This is a genomic window from Streptomyces sp. MUM 203J (genome assembly GCF_022414595.1).
Lineage (GTDB): Bacteria > Actinomycetota > Actinomycetes > Streptomycetales > Streptomycetaceae > Streptomyces.
On record NZ_JADWYO010000055.1, the window covers coordinates 15,032 to 34,260 of the forward strand.

Annotated in this window: 21 protein-coding genes; 11 read left to right on the top strand and 10 right to left on the bottom strand. The window is 71.5% G+C overall.

The features are described 5' to 3' along the window. The first annotated feature begins 70 nt into the window (after positions 1-70). Entirely contained in the window at positions 71-1,645 is a 1,575-nt protein-coding gene (locus tag I3F58_RS23060) for an APC family permease (RefSeq protein WP_240110580.1), read from the top strand. A 141-nt stretch (positions 1,646-1,786) separates the two neighbouring features. Beyond that, positions 1,787-2,104, top strand: a complete 318-nt coding sequence (locus I3F58_RS23065; protein WP_240110581.1) for a cupin — start codon at positions 1,787-1,789, stop codon at positions 2,102-2,104. A 141-nt stretch (positions 2,105-2,245) separates the two neighbouring features. On the opposite strand, the gene I3F58_RS23070 is transcribed toward I3F58_RS23065, so the two are convergent. Together I3F58_RS23070 and I3F58_RS23075 are read right to left on the bottom strand one after the other, a co-directional pair. Continuing rightward, positions 2,246-3,187: a DUF4429 domain-containing protein gene (locus I3F58_RS23070; protein WP_240110582.1), complete on the bottom strand. Its 942-nt coding sequence runs from the start codon at positions 3,185-3,187 to the stop codon at positions 2,246-2,248. A gap of 30 nt (positions 3,188-3,217) precedes the next feature. Continuing rightward, on the bottom strand, positions 3,218-3,457 hold the full coding sequence (locus I3F58_RS23075; protein WP_240110583.1) for a hypothetical protein: 240 nt from the start codon (positions 3,455-3,457) through the stop codon (positions 3,218-3,220). 168 nt (positions 3,458-3,625) lie between these two features. Here I3F58_RS23075 and I3F58_RS23080 point away from each other — a divergent pair, with 168 nt between their 5' ends. Together I3F58_RS23080 and I3F58_RS23085 are read left to right on the top strand one after the other, a co-directional pair. Further along, positions 3,626-4,474 (top strand): helix-turn-helix transcriptional regulator, encoded by an 849-nt coding sequence (locus tag I3F58_RS23080; protein ID WP_240110604.1) that lies wholly within the window; start codon positions 3,626-3,628, stop codon positions 4,472-4,474. Beyond that, on the top strand, positions 4,453-4,671 hold the full coding sequence (locus I3F58_RS23085) for a DUF397 domain-containing protein (RefSeq protein WP_240110584.1): 219 nt from the start codon (positions 4,453-4,455) through the stop codon (positions 4,669-4,671). Before I3F58_RS23080 ends, I3F58_RS23085 begins: the two co-directional genes overlap by 22 nt. 90 nt (positions 4,672-4,761) lie before the next feature. Here I3F58_RS23085 and I3F58_RS23090 read toward each other — a convergent pair whose 3' ends face one another. Then, complete coding sequence (locus I3F58_RS23090) at positions 4,762-5,643, bottom strand: N-acetyltransferase (protein WP_240110585.1); 882 nt, start codon at positions 5,641-5,643, stop codon at positions 4,762-4,764. A 373-nt stretch (positions 5,644-6,016) separates the two neighbouring features. Between I3F58_RS23090 and I3F58_RS23095 the strand changes: the two genes are divergently transcribed. Beyond that, on the top strand, positions 6,017-6,538 hold the full coding sequence (locus tag I3F58_RS23095; protein WP_240110586.1) for a hypothetical protein: 522 nt from the start codon (positions 6,017-6,019) through the stop codon (positions 6,536-6,538). A 122-nt stretch (positions 6,539-6,660) separates the two neighbouring features. Beyond that, positions 6,661-6,993: a hypothetical protein gene (locus I3F58_RS23100; RefSeq protein ID WP_240110587.1), complete on the top strand. Its 333-nt coding sequence runs from the start codon at positions 6,661-6,663 to the stop codon at positions 6,991-6,993. A 722-nt stretch (positions 6,994-7,715) separates the two neighbouring features. Here the strand turns inward: I3F58_RS23100 and I3F58_RS23105 are convergent. Together I3F58_RS23105 and I3F58_RS23110 are read right to left on the bottom strand one after the other, a co-directional pair. Next, positions 7,716-8,045, bottom strand: coding sequence for a putative quinol monooxygenase (locus tag I3F58_RS23105; RefSeq protein WP_240110588.1), 330 nt, complete (start codon positions 8,043-8,045; stop codon positions 7,716-7,718). A 47-nt stretch (positions 8,046-8,092) separates the two neighbouring features. Beyond that, positions 8,093-8,851, bottom strand: a complete 759-nt coding sequence (locus I3F58_RS23110) for an IclR family transcriptional regulator (RefSeq protein WP_240110589.1) — start codon at positions 8,849-8,851, stop codon at positions 8,093-8,095. A gap of 43 nt (positions 8,852-8,894) precedes the next feature. Between I3F58_RS23110 and I3F58_RS23115 the strand changes: the two genes are divergently transcribed. After that, complete coding sequence (locus I3F58_RS23115) at positions 8,895-9,464, top strand: SMI1/KNR4 family protein (protein ID WP_240110590.1); 570 nt, start codon at positions 8,895-8,897, stop codon at positions 9,462-9,464. A gap of 112 nt (positions 9,465-9,576) precedes the next feature. Here I3F58_RS23115 and I3F58_RS23120 read toward each other — a convergent pair whose 3' ends face one another. Both I3F58_RS23120 and I3F58_RS23125 read right to left on the bottom strand, forming a co-directional pair. Further along, positions 9,577-9,951: a hypothetical protein gene (locus tag I3F58_RS23120; RefSeq protein ID WP_240110591.1), complete on the bottom strand. Its 375-nt coding sequence runs from the start codon at positions 9,949-9,951 to the stop codon at positions 9,577-9,579. Continuing rightward, entirely contained in the window at positions 9,948-10,535 is a 588-nt protein-coding gene (locus I3F58_RS23125) for a TetR/AcrR family transcriptional regulator (protein WP_240110592.1), read from the bottom strand. Before I3F58_RS23125 ends, I3F58_RS23120 begins: the two co-directional genes overlap by 4 nt. Positions 10,536-10,755: 220 nt before the next feature. On the opposite strand from I3F58_RS23125, the gene I3F58_RS23130 reads away from it, so the two are divergent. From I3F58_RS23130 to I3F58_RS23145, 4 genes are all read left to right on the top strand, one after another. After that, positions 10,756-11,424 (top strand): hypothetical protein, encoded by a 669-nt coding sequence (locus I3F58_RS23130; protein WP_240110593.1) that lies wholly within the window; start codon positions 10,756-10,758, stop codon positions 11,422-11,424. Between the two features lie 222 nt (positions 11,425-11,646). Then, positions 11,647-12,477, top strand: a complete 831-nt coding sequence (locus I3F58_RS23135; RefSeq protein ID WP_240110594.1) for an LLM class F420-dependent oxidoreductase — start codon at positions 11,647-11,649, stop codon at positions 12,475-12,477. A 91-nt stretch (positions 12,478-12,568) separates the two neighbouring features. Then, on the top strand, positions 12,569-15,241 hold the full coding sequence (locus I3F58_RS23140; RefSeq protein ID WP_240110595.1) for a bifunctional FO biosynthesis protein CofGH: 2,673 nt from the start codon (positions 12,569-12,571) through the stop codon (positions 15,239-15,241). Positions 15,242-15,431: 190 nt separating this feature from the next. Continuing rightward, a complete protein-coding gene (locus I3F58_RS23145; protein ID WP_240110596.1) occupies positions 15,432-16,562 on the top strand; it encodes an ADP-ribosylglycohydrolase family protein in 1,131 nt (376 codons plus the stop codon). Positions 16,563-16,826: 264 nt separating this feature from the next. Here I3F58_RS23145 and I3F58_RS23150 read toward each other — a convergent pair whose 3' ends face one another. The 3 genes from I3F58_RS23150 to I3F58_RS23160 all read right to left on the bottom strand — a co-directional run bounded on the left by I3F58_RS23150 (position 16,827) and on the right by I3F58_RS23160 (position 19,161). Further along, complete coding sequence (locus I3F58_RS23150) at positions 16,827-17,027, bottom strand: DUF397 domain-containing protein (protein ID WP_240110597.1); 201 nt, start codon at positions 17,025-17,027, stop codon at positions 16,827-16,829. A 235-nt stretch (positions 17,028-17,262) separates the two neighbouring features. Then, positions 17,263-18,129 carry a helix-turn-helix transcriptional regulator gene (locus I3F58_RS23155; protein ID WP_240110598.1) on the bottom strand — a complete coding sequence of 289 codons (867 nt, stop codon included), beginning with the start codon at positions 18,127-18,129 and terminating at the stop codon, positions 17,263-17,265. A gap of 294 nt (positions 18,130-18,423) precedes the next feature. Further along, positions 18,424-19,161, bottom strand: a complete 738-nt coding sequence (locus I3F58_RS23160) for a GPP34 family phosphoprotein (RefSeq protein WP_240110599.1) — start codon at positions 19,159-19,161, stop codon at positions 18,424-18,426. Positions 19,162-19,229: the final 68 nt, after the last annotated feature.

A 19,229-nucleotide genomic window follows, 5' to 3' on the forward strand; every position in this document is an offset into this window, starting at 1 on the left:
ATAACGGAAGGTGAAGCTTCCGGAGTTCCGTACTCCGGATGTGGAAACCGCAGCACCTACCGTCCTCCTCATGACTCAGGTGGAAGCGCGGCCCCAGGCCGGAGACACGGTAAGGGACGTCCCCGCGACGGGCGGGAGCGGCGATGGCGGCGGTGTCCGGGGCAAAGGGCTCGGCGGGAACTCCGTCGGGCTGATGGGCGGTGCCGTCATCGGTATCTCGACCGTCGCCCCGGTCTACTGTCTGACCTCGACACTCGGGCCGACCGTCAGCGAGGTCGGTCTCCAGATGCCGGCCATCTTCCTGGCCGGGTTCCTCCCCATGCTGCTCGTGGCGTTCGCGTACCGCGAGCTGAACAAGGCGGTCCCCGACTGCGGCACCTCCTTCACCTGGACGGTGAAGGCCTTCGGCCCGAAGGTCGGCTGGATGTGCGGCTGGGGCCTGCTCGTCGCGACCGTCGTGGTCCTCTCCAACCTCGCGGGTGTCGCGACCTCCTTCTTCTGGCTCACCGCGGGCGAGATCACCGGCAACCCGGACATCGCCGCCCTCGACGGCAACAAGGCCGTCCACATCCTCACCACGCTCGCGTTCGTGGCCGCCGCCACCGTCGTCAGTTACCGCGGCATCACCGCCACCAAGTGGCTGCAGTACGCCCTGGTCGGCCTCCAACTCGTCGTGATCGTGCTGTTCGCGGCGATGGCGGTCGCCAAGTCCGGAGAGATCGCGGGATCACTGTCCTTCTCCTGGTCCTGGATGAACCCCTTCGGCGTCGAGTCCTTCGCCGCCTTCACCGCGGGCCTGTCCCTGTCGATCTTCATCTACTGGGGCTGGGACACCTGCCTGTCCGTGAACGAGGAGAGCGTCGGCAGCGCCCGCACCCCCGGCCGCGCCGCGATCCTGGCGATCATCGTGATCGTCTCCTCGTACCTGATGGTCTCCATCGCCGTACAGATGTACGCGGGTATCGGTGAGGAGGGACTCGGCCTCGGCAACCCGGACACCGCCGACAACGTCTTCGCGACACTCGCCGGCCCGATCATGGGCTCGGGCCTGGGCATCCTGCTCTTCCTGGCCGTCCTGGCGTCGGCCGCCGCCAGCCTCCAGACGACGTTCATCCCGGTCGCCCGCACGGCACTCGCCATGTCGACCTACGAGGCGTTCCCCCCGGCCTTCGCGAAGGTCCACCCGGTCCACAGGACTCCGGGCCGCGCGACGGTCGTGGCCGGGATCGCGACGGGTGTCTTCTACACCGTCATGACCCTGGTCAGTGAGAACGTCCTGGTGGACACCATCTACGCGCTCGGCCTGATGATCTGCTTCTACTACGCGATCACCGCCTTCGCCTGCGTCTGGTACTTCCGCCGCGAGCTGCGCCGCTCCGGCCGCGACCTGCTGGTCAAGGGCATCCTGCCGGGCCTCGGCGGCATGATGCTGGGGGCGGTGTTCCTCCAGACCCTGAAGGACATGTGGGACCCGGCATACGGCAGCGGCTCGGCGGTCTTCGGCGTCGGCTCGGTCTTCGTGATCGGCGTGGGCCTGCTGCTGCTCGGCGTGGTGCTGATGTTCTGGATGCGGCGCCGCAGCCCGGCGTTCTTCCGGGGCGAGGTGCTGACGAAGGAGACACCGGCGCTGGTGGTGGCCGACTGAGGCTCCCGCTTCCCTGAGTCGTACGACGGCCGCGTGGCCGGGGCGAGGCCCCTGCCGCGCGGCCGTTGCCGTCGCGCCCGCCGTGGCCCGTACGCCCCGCTCCCCATGCGGGCCGGGCGGGGGCGATGCAGGCTGGGGCGTATGTACGACCTCTACGCCATCGCCGAGGAACACCTGGTCGCCGCCCACCGCAGCGAGCACGGCCGCAGCGCCAACCTGCTGCTGCGGCAGCAGCCGCTGCGCCAGACGATCATCGCGCTCACCGCCGGCACCAAGCTCGACGAGCACAACGCGCCCCCGGCCGCCTCGATCCAGGTGCTGCGCGGGGTCGTGAAGCTGACGACCCCGGCGGAGGAGATCGAACTGACCAACGGCGATCTCTACCTGATCCCCCATGAACGCCACGGTCTGGCGGCGGTGACGGACACGGCGTTCCTGCTGACGACGGTCAACGACTGACCGTCACTGTGCAGGGCGGAACCCCTCCCCGCAGCCACTGTGCAGAAGTGCACTCCTCGGCGCCGCCCCGATCCCGTACGTTCGGACGTGCCGTCGGAGTCCGGACCGGACGGGGGAGCAGAACCGGTCCGGACCCGGCGGCTACATCCGCCGCAGGACGGCCTGCTTGGCCATGGCGAACTCCTCCTCCGTCAGGATCCCCTCTCGGTGCAGCTCACCGAGTTCCCGCAGACGGCGCAGGAGCACGTCGTGGTCCTCACCGCCCGGGCCGGCTTCGGCGGCGGCAGCGGCGGCCGGTTTCCCCAGGACCGGCAGAGCCGTCGACGCCGCGACGGGGGCGGCGTCGGCGGCCCCGCCCCCGGGCGTCGCCCTGGGCGCGTACGGATGCGGCAGCCGCGCCACGACGGCAGCGCCGACGAGCGCCATCAGCGGGTCCTTGCGGAAGCCCCACAGGTCCACGGCGTGCGGGTCGTACTTCGGCGGCAGCGCCTCCGCCGTGGCCGCCCCAGCGACACCGAACCGCAGAAACCCGTTGTCGAGCCCGGTCGACGGCAGCCACTCCACGGACGTCACGTCGGCGAGCCCGACGACCCGCTCCCCACCGGACGACTTGGACTCCTCGGTCTTCCAGTTCCACCCGAGCCGCACCCGCTCCCCGTCGAAGGTGACCGTCCCGTCCCCGGCGCTGGCGGTGACGGGCAGCGAGGGGCCAGGCAGCAGGTACTCACCCACCGGCCCGGACTCCACCCCGTCCAGCAGCAACGCGTTCCGCACCTCGTCCACGAAGTACTCGGCAACGCCCGCGCGAGCGTTCTCCACGACGAGCCGGTACGGGTCGGACGCGTCGTCCAACTTCCCCTGAGCTATCTGAAGCAGCGGATCGGCCCCGTTCCGCAGCCGCAGCCGGAGCCGCCCGGCCTTCTTCCCCGGCTCGAACGAGACGCCCCCCAACGCCTCCAGCGGAACGGCGACTTCGCCCAATGCCTTCCGCAGCAGACTGACGCTCTTGTCACTGCCGGGCACGATCCGCACGGTGCTCCCGTCGAACGTCCAGGTCCCGTCCTTCTGGTTGATCTCCGCCATGAGATGGATGGTCCCACGGGGACGGTGAACCTACCTGGGTTCGGCACCCCGTGTGATCACCTCAGCCAACTGCTGCGCGACCGGCGCGGCGCAGATCCCCAGCTCGACGACCCCGTACCCAGGGTCGTCGGCCCGCCCGGTGACCCGGATGTCCAGCGCGGGGAGCTGGATGCCGGCCTTCCGCAGGGCGGAGGCGAGGGCGAGGCGGGCGTCCATGACCTCCTTGAACTTGGCGTACCGCGGGGACGAGGTGACTCGCTCTGTGTTCATTGGTCCAACTCCGCTCGTGATTCCCGTACGTGACGGGTGACTGCCGGACTACGCTGCGTAGGTCGGGTGTCACGAGAATGCACTCGGGATGCAGGGCGAGTACGTGTGGCGAGGTCGCGATTCCACGCCGTACGGGAGCCCGTCCGCTCGATCCACAGAGGGGGCTGCATGGAGCCGAACCACGGGGTCACTGGCCGAAGCCAGGAGCCGCGCCGCCGCTTCGCCGAGGAGCTGAAGTCGCTGCGGGAACAGCGCGGCGACAGCCTGCGCCAGTTGGGTGCGGCGCTGGGCTGGGACTGGTCGCTGTTCGGCAAGATGGAGAAGGGCGTCACGCTGGGCAGCGTGGACGTTGTGGAAGCACTGGACCAGTACTACGGCACGTCCGGGGTGCTGCTGACGCTGTGGGAGCTGGCGGTCGGGGACACGCCGCAGTTCAAGGCGAGGTACCGCCGCTACATGAAGCTGGAGGCGCGGGCCACGAGCATTCACCAATACTCGCCCAGCGTGGTGCCGGGCCTGTTCCAGACCAGGGAGTACGCCCACCGGATGCTCGTGCTGGGCGGTACGGAGCCAGGCAAGAGGCTCGACCAGCAGGTGAACGCCCGCCTCAGCCGTCGCAAGCTGCTCACTCGTGACGAGGCTCCGAAGTTCCGGGCCATTCTCGACGAGTCCGTGCTGCGCCGGGGGCTGTCGGACCAGGCCGCGTGGCGCGAGCAGTTGACCCACCTTGCCGAGGCGGCTACGTGGTGGAACGTCAGGGTGCAGGTACTTCCGTTCTCGGCCGGGGTGCGCGAGATGAGCAACACCGACACAGCGTTTCTGCGCCTACCGGATGGCATGACGCTCACCTGGGTGGAGACTGGATACGGCGGGGAACTCGTCGAGGAAGCCGCGAGGGTTGACGAACTGCTGCAACGCTACGATCAACTCCGCGACCACGCCCTGTCCCCGCATCAGTCGGTGGAGTTCGTACAGCGAGTCCTGGAGGAAACCCCATGTCCGCCGCCCCCCGAATAGACGTGAGCGTCGCGCGCTGGCGCAAGTCCAGCTACAGCAACCACGATGGGGGCAACTGCGTCGAGGTGGCCGACAACGTCCCCAACACCGTCCCGGTCCGCGACAGCAAGTCCCCGGCCCGTACCCCCCTGGCCTTCACGCCCCACGCGTGGGCGTCTTTCGTCGCCGGCGTCCGCAGCGGCGCCCTCACGGCATGAGCGCCGCGCGCTGGCTGACGTCGCCATCATGCTGGCGTGATGAAGATCGGGGCCGTTGCGGCACGTTGACGGCTCTCACAGGTTCGCGGGCTACGGCTGTCGCGTGTAGGAGAAGAGCCGGTCGACTTCGGTGAACCCGGCGCGGTCGTACATCCTGGTGGCTGCGGCGCGGCTGCGCTTTGGATCGCCCGGGGCATCGTCGTCGACGTACAGAATGACCTCCTTGGCGCCCAGTTCCCTCAGCTGATCCAGCGCTGAGCCGAGCAGAGACATACCCAGGCCGCGCCTCTGGGAGCCGGGGGTCACGCTGATCCACCACAGCACTCCGACCCCGGACACCGGGCGGCCGATCATGGCCTCCGCGACGAGGTCGCCGTCCTCGTGGATCTCCAGGCGCTTGCCCGGCGGGTCCTCGGAGTCGGTGACCAGTGCGTGGACCGTCGTCCGCTCCAACCCGGCGAGCGGCAGCGGCGCCCGCATGTAGCGCCACAGGTCACGGCCGGTGAAGCCGAACGGCTCCAGGGCCTTCCGTGTCGCCGGGCGATGGCGGACCGGAAGGCCTTCCAGCCCCAGGGACAGCGCGGAGGCGAACTCGAAGGCGTACACGGTGCGCGGGCCGAGCCGGTCGAGTGCATGCGCGACCAGGGCTTCGGCCACAGCCAGGTCCTCGCGGCTGTGCAACCACAAGATGTAACCCGCCCCGTCGGACGGGCGGGTGGCGTGGGAGACGACCCCCTCCACGCGCCCGACGGCGTCGCACGCCACGTCCGTGGCAGGCGCTTCCAGCTCAGACCACCAGCCCGCGTCCACCGTTGAGCGGCCGACAAGTGCCTCGGCCAGCATCGCGGGCGTGGTCCTCGGCTGTCCGGGGCGCCGATCCGCCTCAATCAGCGCGAGCACGGCAGTCTCGTCAGTGGCCTGGTAGGGCCGTGCCGACAGGTGTGACGCCCGGCCTGCGTCGCCGTTCGCCACGGGGTGCCTCCCTGCATGGCCTGGCTCGAATCTACCGTCGGACATAGGAGCACAAACTGTCTCACGTCTGCTCCGTAAATCGCCTGACAGTGCATCATTCCGCATCTCTCCCGGAGCTTTTCTTTTCTGCTCAAGGATGGCTGAAATTGAGATGTCGAGCCTGAATCTCCCCGAGGTGCGCATGGGGTGTGCATGTGTCGACGTGGGGAACCTCAAATGAAGATCAAATGGTCACGGTTGGGCAAATTGACGCCGGTGTAGCCGATTCTCAGGGTGCCCATGTGCTTGACTCCTCATCGGCCCCGGAAGTGGGCACGGAAAGAAATCTCACCCCCCTTTCCTCGAGAGAGGTATTGCCTGCTGTGGTACGCATATGGAAGATTTCATCCAGCCTCGTCGCGACCGCTGTTTCGCGACGCTCATTTCTCCCGTCGCGGCGTTCGCGGCCGATGGTCCTGAGCCCGCCCCCGAGGGCATCTGCTCAGGCGGGTGGCGCAAGAACGTCTACGGCTACAAGGCCACCCACCTCGGCAAGGGCAGCGTCTACAAGGACGGTCCCGGCGGCACTGTCGTCGTCACAAAGATCAAGTCCGAGACCCTTTCCACCGAAGTCGGCGGCGTCGCCGGAGTCTCCGCAGACTTCGTCGTCCTCGAAGCCAAGGCCGAAGTCAGCGCCAGCGCCACCAAGGCAGTGACCTGGGACACCAGTCACCAGTACCGGCGGAACATATCCCGTGGCAAATACGGGAATGTCCAGTACGGCTCCTGGGGTCATACCGCCACCGTCGAGAAGTATTACCAGCTTCCCGACTGCCGGAAGTCCCAGCGCTCCACGGGCTGGGTCAAGGTAGCCAATGAGAAGGTCGGATTCCGCTACTGGGAGACGAGCAACTGATGCGCACCCCTCGCCATGCCGCCCTCCTGGCCGCCGCCGTGATGCTGGCGGCATGCGAGGGGAACCCCAGCCCGCCCCCGCCCTCTCCCCCTGCGCCCACCACCCAGCCCTCCAGCCCGCTTGTGGGCAAGGACCTGGACCTTCCCCCGCCGGATGTTCAGCCCGGCTACCGGGTCCTGGTGTCCAAGGGGCCCGTGCGCGGACCGGCGAGCCTTGGCGATGTCCGCCTGAACAAGGGCATCACCTGGGTGAACGTCAACTGTGTGGCAGACAGCGGCACTCGCACCATCACTCTCGACATCGAAACCGTCGGCACGTTCACCCTGGAATGCACCGACCGCGGCATCGGCAACAACGTCAATCAGCTTGACCTCGCCGAAGGCCGCAGCGGGCGCTTCCGCGTCACCACCACGCAGGACGTGCGGTGGGCCGCCGACATCCAAGTTCCTGAATAGCCCGCTTCCGGACCCCCGCCACCCGCGTCGCACGACTGACGACGCATTCGTCATCCACCGCCTGGACCGCCTCAGCCGGCCCGGGGAGGCCTCCGGCCCCGCAGGTCGCGCGCCTCCACCCGTCCCCGTCCGCCGCCCTGCGTCCCGCAGTCCGGGCAGCCGACCGCAACGCGCGCCAGGTCCCCGGTGATCGCGGCCCCGGGCCCGGAAGAACGGGTCCAGTTCGAAGGACACCCGGGTCCCCGTGTTCGTCGGCGCCGGGAAGGGGACGGGCGCCGACAGGGGGCGCAGTCCTGCCAGTTCCTGGCGCAGGGCGGTGCCGTCCCGCCACACCTCCACCACCGTGCGCGTGCTCAGCGCTGCCGCCGCCGCGGCGCCCACCCGGGCCGGGCCCAACAGGGAGCCGAAGTAGCCCGGACATGGAACGCCGTCCGAGTCCAGCGCCTCGGCCTGGTCGTCCGCGACCGTGAAGGCGAGGTCACCGGAGACCTCCCCGGCGACCCGGGGCGCGTGTGCGGGCGCCACCCAGGCCGCCGGGTGGAACGCGTCGCCCAGCACCCGGGTCAGGACACGCGTCGCCAGGTCGGGGCTGTCGGGGCCGACTCCGAGGTACATGCCGGGCTGCTTCCGCACATGCGCGTCGAACTCGACGATCCGGATGTCCGCCGCGTCGTAGTCGTGCCCTCCCATGGGAGGCACCTTAGGCCGCCCAGGCTCAGCCCTCAGCCCCGCGGGCTCAGTTCTGCCATCACGTTCCAGCCCGTGGCGTTCGGGATGGTGACGTTGATGATCTCGGGGGTCGTCGCGATCGCGTCCGCCATGGCGGCCAGGCCCGCCTTGAAGTGGGGCGACTCCACGTGCGCGGCGCCCGCCGCCTCGTCCGCGAAGGCCTCCAGCAGGACGAAGCGGTCGGGGTTCTCGACGTCCTGGGACCAGTCGAAGAAGAGGTTGCCGGGCTCCGCGCGCGTGGCGCGGGTGAAGTCGTCGACCAGCGCGAGCCACTGGTCGCGGTACTCGGGGCGGACGGTGAACCGGACGGTGATGAAGATCATGGGTCCCAGGGTCCGCAAGGACCTGCCCGTTCGCCAAGGCCGGGCGCCTACCGTTCCGGCAGGGTCGGAAAACCCGCCACCGCCTCCCGTAGCGCCTGTCGCAGCGCGCCGTGCCCGTGCCGGAAGCGGGCCGTCGGGACGGAGAGCGACAGGGCGTGCAGGGGGCCGTGGCCGCCGCCGTCGCGGAGCCGTACCGCCAGACAGGTGTACGCCGGGTCCGCCTCTCCCACCGACACCGCCACGCCGTCCCCCGCCCGTACCCGGCGCATCTCCGCCTCGAAGCGGTCGGCGGACGTGATCGTACGGTGGGTGAAGCGGGCCATCCCGTGGTCGGTCAGGTAACGGCGGCGGGCGGTGCGGTCGAGGCCCGCCAGCAGGGCTTTGCCGTGGGCGGTGGCATGGGCGCGCGGCTCCGGGCCGGGGGTGAAGGGGTGGCCGGTGTCCGTGAGCGGCGCCGTCGTGTCCACGACCGTGATCCGGCCGTCGCGGTACGCCGTGAAGTACGCCTCCGCCCCCGTCGCCCGCCGGAGCCGTCCCAGCAGCTCCGGTACGCCGGGAGTGAGTCCCATGTGCCGCTGGAGCGAACGGTGCAGTGCCGCCGCCCGGGGCCCGGGCGCGTACCCGCCGTCCGCCGCCCGGACGACATGGCCGCGTGCGGTGAGCGGGCCCAGCAGGTGGTAGACCGTCGACAGGGAGCAGCCCAGCCGCCTGGCCAGCGCCTTGGCGGTGAGCGGGGTGTCCGCGTCGGCCACCGCGTCCAGGATCTCCAGGGCACGGTCGACGGACTGCGGGCCGGGGGTGGGCATGCCCCCGAGGGTACGGCCCGGGCGTCCTGGCATGCTGCCGGCCATGGACGACCTCATCGGTACACAGCACCCCCGGCGCCGGTTCACGGATCCGGGTGAGGCGGTCGCCGCTCTGGAGGCGGCGGTCCCGGGGCTCGTGGCGCACCGTCGCAGTGCCCCTGCCCCACCAGACTGGTCCGTGATCGAGGCCCGGCTCGGGACGCTGCCGCCTGCCGACTTCCGACTGCTGTCCGAGATCTTCGGGCCCTTCGAGCTCGACGGCTTCCTGAATGTCCGACTGCCCGGTCCGGGGCGGGAGGAGAGCTGGTTGCGCGGCCTGGAGCACTTCCTGGAGATCGCCCAGGAGTGGTGGGAGGACGACATGTCGATCGGTCTGCGTCCCCACCCGGCTCCGGGCGGGCTGCTCCCGTGGGGAGAGTCGGTGGACGGCGACCTCTTCTTCTGGACGACGACCGGTGCCGGTCCGGACGACTGGACGGTGACCGTGGCCGCCCGGAGTCACGGCTGGTGGCACTACACGGGTGGCGTGGCCCAGTTCGTCGCCGACTGGATCGACGGCGGGCTGGAGCGGTGGGAGCTTCCTCCGCTGGGCACCGGCATCCGCCCGTACTGAGCCCGGTGACCCCAGGGGCGCCACCGGGACTCGGGGCGGGCGGACACCGGTATCCACGACCGCGGCGCGCGGGACGGGGACGGCCGGCGGTGTGAGCCGCGCTCCGGTGCGGCTACAGCGCACCGGCTCCGGCCAGGGCCGCCACCGGAAGCAGCAGCATCCACTGCGGCAGCCGCAGCAGAGGGCGTGACCAGCCCACGCGGAGCGTGATCACCAGGAACACCGCCGCGTACGCGAGGAAGTGGGCCGCGATGAAGAGGACGAGCGGCGCGTTCGGCGCGGGCCGGACCGCGAGGGCGATCAGCGCGACGCCGCTGAAGAGGAGGTCGGCCGTGGCGAAGTGCCACACCGCGTGCAGGGTGCGCAGCGGCTCGTCCGCCAGGGCGCTGCCCAGCAGCGGGCGGACCACGTCGCGGCCTCCGGCGAAGAGGTGAACCAGGGCCGTCAGGGTCGCCAGCACGCCCGCGGCCATAAGCCATCCGTTCACCGGACCTCGACCCCCTTGGCGGCGATGCCGGCGATGTTCCCGGCCAGTCGGGGACCGGCGGCCTCCCCGAGGATGCCCAGCCGGAACAGGATGGTGCCGACGAGGGCGTCGAGGACCAGGTCGGTCTCGATGCTCGCCTCGGTCTCGCCGCGTGCCCCGGCCCGTTCGAAGACGTCGGCCAGGCGCTGCTTGGCGGGGGCGAGGAAGGCGGTGCGGATGGTGGCGCGCAGTTCGGGGGAGGCGGCGAAGTCCGCCAGCAGGCCGGGCAGCGCCGCTGCGGCGCCCGGAGCGTCGAACTCGTCGATCAACTGCTGGACGAGGACGGTGAGGTCCCCTTCGAGGCTGCCGGTGTCGGGAACCGGAGCGGTGTCGGTGGTGGTGAACACCGCCTCGTAGACCAGCTCGGCCTTGCCGGACCACCGGCGGTAGATGGTGTCCTTGCCCACCCGGGCCCGGGCCGCCACGGCTCCGAGGGAGGTGGCGGCATAGCCGGTCTCGGCCACGAGCTCGGCGGTGGCGGCGAGGATCGCCGCATGTGAGCGCTCATCTCGCGGGCGTCCGCGTGGAGTTGTCCTGGCAGTCATGAACCCTTTTTACCATACGGGTCGACCCGTATGGTAAATGTTCGCAGTCCTCGACCGCTCCGCCCGGTGGGCGCCGGTGGCCGGGGCGGCGGTCCGCCGGTCCGTGGACCGCGGCCGGGCGTGCTCGCCGGCCGTCGCCGGATCACCGCACCGGGCGAGGCCTAAGCTCGTGGCGGCGGCTCGCAGGGGCTGCCGTACACGGGGGAACGGGGTGTCGCGCATGACCGTCATCTGGCCGCACCAGGAGAGCGGGCCCGACCGGCGGGCCCGCACGCGGCCCCCCGGCCGCCAGGCGGGCCTCGTCGCGACGACCGGGCTCGGGTGGGTCCTCGCGACCGGGGCGTGTGTGTACCTGTGGGCCGAGACACCCGGGTGGCTCAGTCCGGCGCTGTGGGCCGTACTGCTCATGGCGTTCGGTGTGCTGATACGCCGTGTGGTCGGGAAGCGGAGTGTGCTGCTCACCGGAATGATGGCGTTCGTGACCGTCGTGGCGGCGCTCCTCTTCCTCAAGCCGGGCATGGACGGCCTCGTGCTGCGGGTGCGGGGGGAACCCGCCGAGGTGACGGTCGACAGGGTCGCAACCCGGCTCAAGTGGCGCGACTTCACGTTCCGTTACACCGGCACGGGGGAACCCGTGCCGGGCCCGCCCAGGCGGAGCCTCGTCCACGAGTACCCGGCGGGCGAGCCGTTCACCGTCCTGGTGGACCCGCGGGGGCGGGTCGCCGCCGAGACGCCGGAGAGGGTCGCTTCCCTGGCGGGACCGGCCGTCGGCGTTCCCGTGCTGCTCGTGTCGGTCTACCTGCTCCACGGATTCGCCGCCGCCGTCAACCCCGCCTACGCGAACCGCCCTTTCCGTCCGCGCCCCGGGCGCCCGCGGCGGCGGGGGTGAGGGGCCGGTCCGGGCCTCGGCGGACCGCGGGCCGGGCCGCCCGCATCGGCATTCCGGCCGAATCCGGCTGGGCGGCCCGTCGGGATGCGCCGACTGCGAGCGCGACGGCCGAAGCCTCTCCGGCCCCTCCCCGAATCACTCGAACGAGTGTCGGGATCGGGAAATCCTCCGCGACCGCCGCACGTTGACCGCACAGGAGCACAGCGGACCGAGGAGGGCTCCATGCGCATCGCCACCACCATCTTCCTCACGGACGAGACCATCACGCCCGTCCGGCTCGCGCGTGAGCTGGAGCAGCGCGGGTTCGCCGGGCTGTACGTGCCCGAGCACACGCACATCCCCGTGGAGAGAGCGACGGGTTACCCGCCGGGCGGCGAGCTCCCCCGGGAGTACGGGCGGACGCTGGACCCGTTCGTGGCGCTGGCCCAGGCCGCCGCCGTGACCGAGCGGCTCGGGCTCGGGACGGGCATCACGCTGGTCGCGCAGCACGACCCGATCGACCTCGCCAAGCAGACCGCCTCGCTGGACCACCTCTCCGGCGGCCGTCTCACGCTCGGCGTCGGGCTGGGCTGGAACAGGGAGGAGGCCGCCGACCACGGGGTGGACTGGCCGACCCGCCGTTCCCGGGTGCGCGAGCACATGGCGCTGATGCGGGCGCTCTGGGCGGAGGAACCACAGTCGTACGAGGGGGAGTTCGTGGCGGTGGCCGCCTCCCTCGCCCATCCCAAGCCTGCCCGGGGAGGGGCACCGCGGGTGCTCGTCGGAGGCGCGGCCGGGCCCCGGCTCTTCGAGGACGTCGTGGGGTACGGAGACGGCTGGCTGCCCATCGGCGGCAGCGGGCTGAGCGAGAACATCCCGGCTCTGAGGGAGGAGTGGGAGCGGGCGGGCCGCGACCCGAAGGACCTCCAGGTCGTCCCGTACGCCGTACGCCCCACTCCCGGCAAGCTCGCCCACTACGCCGAGCTGGGCATCGGCGAGGTCGTCCTCCAGCTCCCGCCCGCAGAGGAGGGCGAGGTCCTGAGAGCGCTGGACGACTACGCCCGGTACCTCTGATCCGCCGAGCCTGGACGGCCGTGCGGCCGGTATCGGTCAGGTGGCGGGAACGGCTGGTCAGGGCAGGGGCGGGCGCTCGTATGCTCGGGGGATGACCTCCACAGGACCTGCCACCTCCGCCACCGGCCCCGATCGGTCCCGCCCCACCGAGAACGCCATGCGCCGGGCGCTGAGGCGGGCCCGGGACGGCGTGGCGCTCGATGCCGCCGAGGCCGCCGTGCTGCTCCAGGCGAGGGGCGGGGACCTCGACGACCTGGCGGCGTCGGCGGCACGGCTGCGGGACGCGGGGCTGGAGGACGCGGGGCGGCCCGGGGTCATCACGTACTCGAAGAGCGTCTTCATCCCGCTGACCCGGCTGTGCCGGGACACCTGCCACTACTGCACCTTCGTCACCGTCCCCGGCAAGCTGCGCCGCTCGGGGCACGGGATGTTCATGTCGCCGGACGAGGTCCTGGACATCGCGCGCAAGGGCGCCGCCCTCGGCTGCAAGGAGGCGCTGATCACCCTGGGCGACAAGCCCGAGGACCGCTGGCCGGAGGCGCGGGAGTGGCTGGACGCGCACGGGTACGACGACACCCTCGCGTACGTGCGGGCCGTCTCCGTCCGCATCCTGGAGGAGACCGGCCTGCTGCCGCACCTCAACCCCGGGGTCATGTCCTGGACCGACTTCCAGCGGCTCAAGCCCGTCGCCCCCTCCATGGGCATGATGCTGGAGACCACCGCCGAGCGGCTGTGGTCGGAACCCGGCGGCCCGCACCACGGGTCCCCCGACAAGGAACCCGCCGTGCGGCTGCGGGTGCTGGAGGACGCCGGGCGGTCGTCCGTCCCCTTCACCAGCGGGCTGCTCATCGGGATCGGGGAGACGTACGAGGAGCGCGCCGAATCGCTGTTCGCGCTGCGCCGCGTGTCCCGCGCCTACCACGGCGTCCAGGAGCTGATCATCCAGAACTTCCGCGCCAAGCCGGACACGGCCATGCGCGGGATGCCGGACGCCGAACTGGACGACCTGGTCGCGACCGTCGCCGTGGCCCGGCACATCCTCGGGCCCTCCGCCTGCCTCCAGGCCCCGCCCAACCTCGTCGACGGCGAGTACGCGCGGCTCATAGGCGCCGGGATCGACGACTGGGGCGGGGTCTCGCCCGTCACCATCGACCACGTCAACCCCGAGCGGCCGTGGCCGCGGATCGAGCGGCTCGCCGAGGAGTCGGCGGCGGCCGGGTTCTCGCTGCGGGAACGGCTCTGCGTGTACCCGGAGTTCGTGCTGCGCGGCGAGCCGTGGCTGGACCCCCGGCTGCGGCCCCATGTCGCCGCCCTGGCCGATCCCGTCACCGGCCTGGCCCGGGAGGGCGTCCGGCCGGAGGGCCTGCCCTGGCAGGAGCCGGACGAGGTGTTCGCCGCGCCCACGGGCCGGACCGACCTGCACCGGACGATCGACACGGAGGGGCGCAGCGGCGATCGGCGCGAGGACTTCGACGCCGTGTACGGGGACTGGGGCGCGCTCCGGGAGGCCGCCGCGCCCGGGCTGGTGCCCGAACGGATCGACGGCGACGTGCGGGAGGCGCTGCGGCTCGCCGCCGACGACCCGACGCGGCTGAGCGACGCGCAGGCGCTGGCCCTGCTGCACGCCGACGGACCGGCGCTGGACGCGTTGTGCCGGGTCGCCGACGACATCCGGAAGTCGGCGGTCGGGGACGACGTCACGTACATTGTCACCCGCAACATCAACTTCACCAACGTCTGTTACACCGGCTGCCGTTTCTGTGCCTTCGCCCAGCGCCGTACCGACGCGGACGCCTACACCCTGTCCCTGGACCAGGTCGCGGACCGGGCCGCGCAGGCGTGGGACGTGGGCGCCGTCGAGGTGTGCATGCAGGGCGGCATCCACCCGGACCTCCCGGGCACCGCGTACTTCGACATCGCGCGGGCGGTGAAGGAACGGGTGCCGGACATCCACGTGCACGCGTTCTCGCCCATGGAGGTGGTCAACGGGGCGTCGCGGACCGGGCTGTCGATCCGTGACTGGCTGGCCGCCGCGAAGGAGGCCGGGCTGGACTCCATCCCCGGGACCGCGGCGGAGATCCTGGACGACGAGGTGCGGTGGGTGCTGACGAAGGGCAAGCTCCCGGCCGCCACCTGGACCGAGGTGGTCAGGACCGCGCACGAACTCGGCATCCGGTCCTCGTCGACCATGATGTACGGGCACGTCGACCAGCCCCGGCACTGGCTCGGGCACCTGCGCACCCTGGCGGGCATCCAGCGGGAGACGGGCGGCTTCACCGAGTTCGTGACCCTGCCGTTCATCCACACCAACGCGCCCGTCTACCTGGCGGGCATCGCCCGGCCCGGGCCGACCGTCCGCGACAACCGGGCGGTGACGGCCATGGCGCGGGTCCTGCTGCACCCGTACATCACCAACATCCAGACCAGCTGGGTCAAGCTCGGCGCGGAGGGGGCGGCCGAGATGCTGCGGTCCGGGGCGAACGATCTGGGCGGCACGCTGATGGAGGAGACGATCTCCCGGATGGCGGGGTCGAGTTACGGCTCGTACAAGTCCGTGCGGGACCTGGTGGCGATAGCCGAGGCAGCCGGACGCCCGGCTCGCGCCCGGACCACCCTGTACGGGGCCGTACCGGAGGAGCGGCGCGCGGCGGCCGAGGCGTCGGACGGGCATCTGCCGGAGCTGCTGCCGGTCATCGGGGGCTCCGTCCCGGACCGCCGCTCCTCGGACTCAGGGGAGGCCGGGACCGGCCCGTCCGGCGCCTGAGGAGGAGCGGCGGAGCCGCGACCGAGGGGGCGTGCGGGCGGATCCCCCGTGCGCCGGAGCCGCACACCGGCCCGGCCGGGAAGCGGCGGAGCGGGGGAAGACCGCCGGAGGCCCCAACCTGCAGCGGCCGTTCGATTACAGTGCTGGGCGGAGCAGTGCTGGCTGAGCTACCTCGTGGGGGAGGCCTGCGGTGAGTACCACGGCGGCAGTGGTGTGGGGCCGTGCCGAACAGCAGGACTTCCGTTCCCGGGTGCGCGGCTGCCTGCTCGGCGCCGCGACAGGGGACGCCCTCGGCGCCGCCGTCGCGGACCTGTCCCTGGAGGCCGTCCGCGCGGCACACGGGCCCGGCGGACTGGCCGACTTCGCGCCCGCCCACGGGCGGCGCGGCGCCGTCACCTCCGCCACCCAGCTCACCCTGTTCACCGTCGACGGGCTGATCCGCGCGCATGTGCGCCGCGACACCGGCGCCTGGCACCCGCCCACCGACCTGCACCGCGCCTACCTGCGCTGGGCGGCCACCCAGCGGGACTGGGGCCCCGACGAGCGGCGCAAGGACAACGGCTGGCTCGCCGGCCAGGAGTGGCTGTACTCACGCCGCGGTCCCGCCCCGGCCACCCTGTCGGGGTTCGGGGACGAGACGCTCGGCACGCTCGCCAAGCCCAAGAACCCGACCGCCCGGGACGTGGGCGCTCTGGTGCGCTCTGCGCCGTTCGGGCTGCTGGTCGGCTGGGAGCCGCACCTCGTGTGCCAGCTCGCCGTCGAGTGCGCCGCCCAGTCGCACGGGCACCCCGACGCGTATCTCGCGGCGGGGGCCTTCGCGGTGGTCGTGCACGGGGTGGCCCGGGGGCAGGACCTGGGCGCCGCCGTACGCGGCGCCCTCGCCCAGCTGGCGCCCCGGCCCGGCCACGAGCCGGTCGCCCACGCCATGAACCAGGCCCTCGAAGCCGTACGCCAGGGCGTGCCGTCGCCGGAGCGGATCGCGTCCCTGGGAGACACGGACGGGGCGGCGGCGCAGGACGCACTGGCCATCGCTCTGTACTGCGCCCAGGTCGGGGAGGACATACGGCACGGGCTGCGGCTGGCGGTGAACCACGACGGGCCGTCGGCGGTCACCGGCGCGCTGACCGGGGCGCTGATGGGCGCCATGCACGGGGAGACCGCGCTGCCACCGGCCTGGGTGGCCGAGCTGGAGGGGCGGTCGACGGTCCTGGAGATGGCCGACGACTTCGCGATGGAGATGACCCAGGGCCCCGCGCTGCACGGCCCGGCGGCCACGTCTCCGGGCTGGCTGGCGCGTTACCCGGCGCCGACGGGCGGCTGAGGGGCGCACGGCTGACGGTCGGTCCGGCGGCCCTGTCGGTCCTGGCGGGGAGGCTGGACCGGCGGTGCCACTCAGGGGTCACCCTGCCGGGTACTGACCGGTATGTCGACCAACTTCACGGAAAAGGCCGGAAAACCAACAGGCAAGGCCCCGGGAGGAATCCGGGAAGCGCCGAGCCCCCTCGGCCGGGACGGCGACCAGACGAGAGGGCTCTTCGGTGGTTCCTGCTCGCGCGGGAGCCGGATGCGGGGAAGGGGGAGCAGCTCAGACGGACTCGGCGCGCACCTCGCGGACGAAGGCGTTCCACGCGTCTCCCACGAAGGTGAGCGACGGGCCCGCCGGGACCTTGGAGTCGCGGACCGCGATCGAGGCGACAACGGGGGACTTGACCTCGACGCAGGCCCCGTTGCCGCCGGAGTAGGAGGACTTGGTCCAGGTGTCGGTGGCGCCCTGAATGATAGCCATGTGCTTGGCTCCCGGTTCTGGCTGGTTCTGGCTGGTAGGAGTCGCGCCAACCTGCAGGCTGGCGTGATCGACGCTACTCGCCGCCCTCCGTGCACGGGATGGGCGTTCACTCGACCGGATGGCATATTCAGGCAGGGTCTTCCACTGGAAGCCGACAGCGGTGTACGGTGTCGGCTTTCTCAGCAGCGGATCGGTCAATTGCGCCGAAACCCTCGCAGGTGGGGCCCAGTTCGGGTCACTGAGCCGACTCGGCGTGATCCCTGGCGGCCTGGGCGATGAACTGCCGGGTCTGCTCGACACCCAGGGCCTGTGCACGGAGGTACTCGTACATGAGGCTGTACTTCTGCACGTCGTTGGCCTTCTCCAGGTACAGGTCGCTGGTGACGCCCTCGATGTAGACCACGGACGAGTCGGTCGCGTCCGGGAACTCCAGGATCGCGTAGTGCCCGCTGATTCCCGGGTGGGCGCCCATCTCGAACGGCAGCACCTGCACGGTGACATGAGGCAGGTGCGACTGCTCGATCAGCCACTCCATCTGCGTCACCATGAGCTGCGGCGTGCCGACCACCCGGCGCAGCGCGGACTCGTCGATCACCGCCCACAGGCGCAGCGGCTTGTCCACGTCCTGGACGCGGTCCTGGCGCCGGGTGCGCACGTTGACCCGCTTCTCGATCTCGGCCGCCGGGGACTCCGGCAGCGCCCCGGTGATCACCGCCTCGGCGTACGCCCGGGTCTGGAGCAGTCCCGGCACGATCTGCGGCTCGTACACGCGCAGTGAGGCGGCGTCCGTCTCCAGACCGATGTAGACGCTGTACGGGATGTCGCCGAAGGCGTGCCACCAGCCCTGCTGGCGGGAGTCCTTGGCCATCTGCATCAGCGAGTCGACGATCCGCCGGTCCTCCACCTCGTACACGGTGCACAGGTCGCGGACGTCGCGCTGGCTGATGGAACGGCGGCCGTTCTCCAGTCGGCTGATCTTCGACTGGGAGACGAGCAGGCGCTCGGCCACCTCCTCCGCCGTCATGCCCTTGTTCTCGCGCAGTCGGCGGAGCTCCATGCCCAGCCTGCGTCGCCTGACGGTGGGGTTGACGTTGGACGCCACGGGAACTGCACCTCCGGCTGCCTGCTGACGCTGGCGTTGCTCTGCGTATCTACCGCTCAGCAGACTGCCACCAAAGGGCGTGTCGCGCTGGAGAATTGCCACACGGGTGAGCTGTTGTCCCGTGCGCCGTCTCGAACACGTGGGGCGGCCGGGACGGCCGCCCCACGCGCCCTTGCGGCTCCCGGACCAGGCCTGTGGGGACCGCCGGTGCGACGGACGTGCGGATGTACGCCGTGAGGTGCGGGTGCGCGTCGAGGCGCGCCCCCGGGCCTACGGGGTGCGGCGACGCGACGGTCAGCGTGCGGCGACGCGGGCCATGGGCCCGGGCCTGTGCGCAGCCGACCGCATCGGCGCGGCAGCGGCCGGCCTGCCGGTGCCGCCTCCTGCGGTCGCCCGGCGCGGCTGGGCGGCCACGCCGTTCTGGACGTCCATCACGGCGTGCGCCACGAGGCCGCCCATGGGGTCGTGCCTGATCAGGTCCCGGAGACGGGAACGCGAGGAGCGTCCTTCGTTGCCGGGGTAGAGGTGCTTGCCGAGCCCGACGGCGTGTGCGAGCGCGGCGAGTGCGGCGGTCCGCGGGTCCGGCGGGACGCCGGTGCGGATCGCGCTGTCGAGCCGGGCCCTGATCTCGCGGCTGATCGCCGTGTCCGTCGCCTGGTAGCGCGTCGTCGGCAGTACCCCGCACATCTGGCTCTCGACGGCATGCACCATGCCGCACCGCTCCAGATGCGAGAGATACGTCTGACGCAGCCCCAGCCGGGGCCCGCCTATCCAGTGGACGGCCCGTACCGGACTGCCGCGCCTGCGCAGCAGTTCCAGTGCGGAGTCCAGGGTCGGATCTCCTGTCGGCCGTGGCATCACCACGGCGATACGATCCCCGTCAGGGGCTATCCGTCCTGCCAGAGCCAGCTCCACTAGCTGTGCTCCGGCGAGGCCGAGGTCGAGCGACTGCGGCTGCGCTGTGGTACCCGTGGCCGGGTCCAGAGCGAGCAGCAGAAGCTCTTCCGGAATTGTTCTGCGGCTCCTGCCCATCCATGCCTCCCCGCGTGGATGAATGACAGGGTGACCCCTCTCACATTCATCTGTCGAGAGTGCCTGGG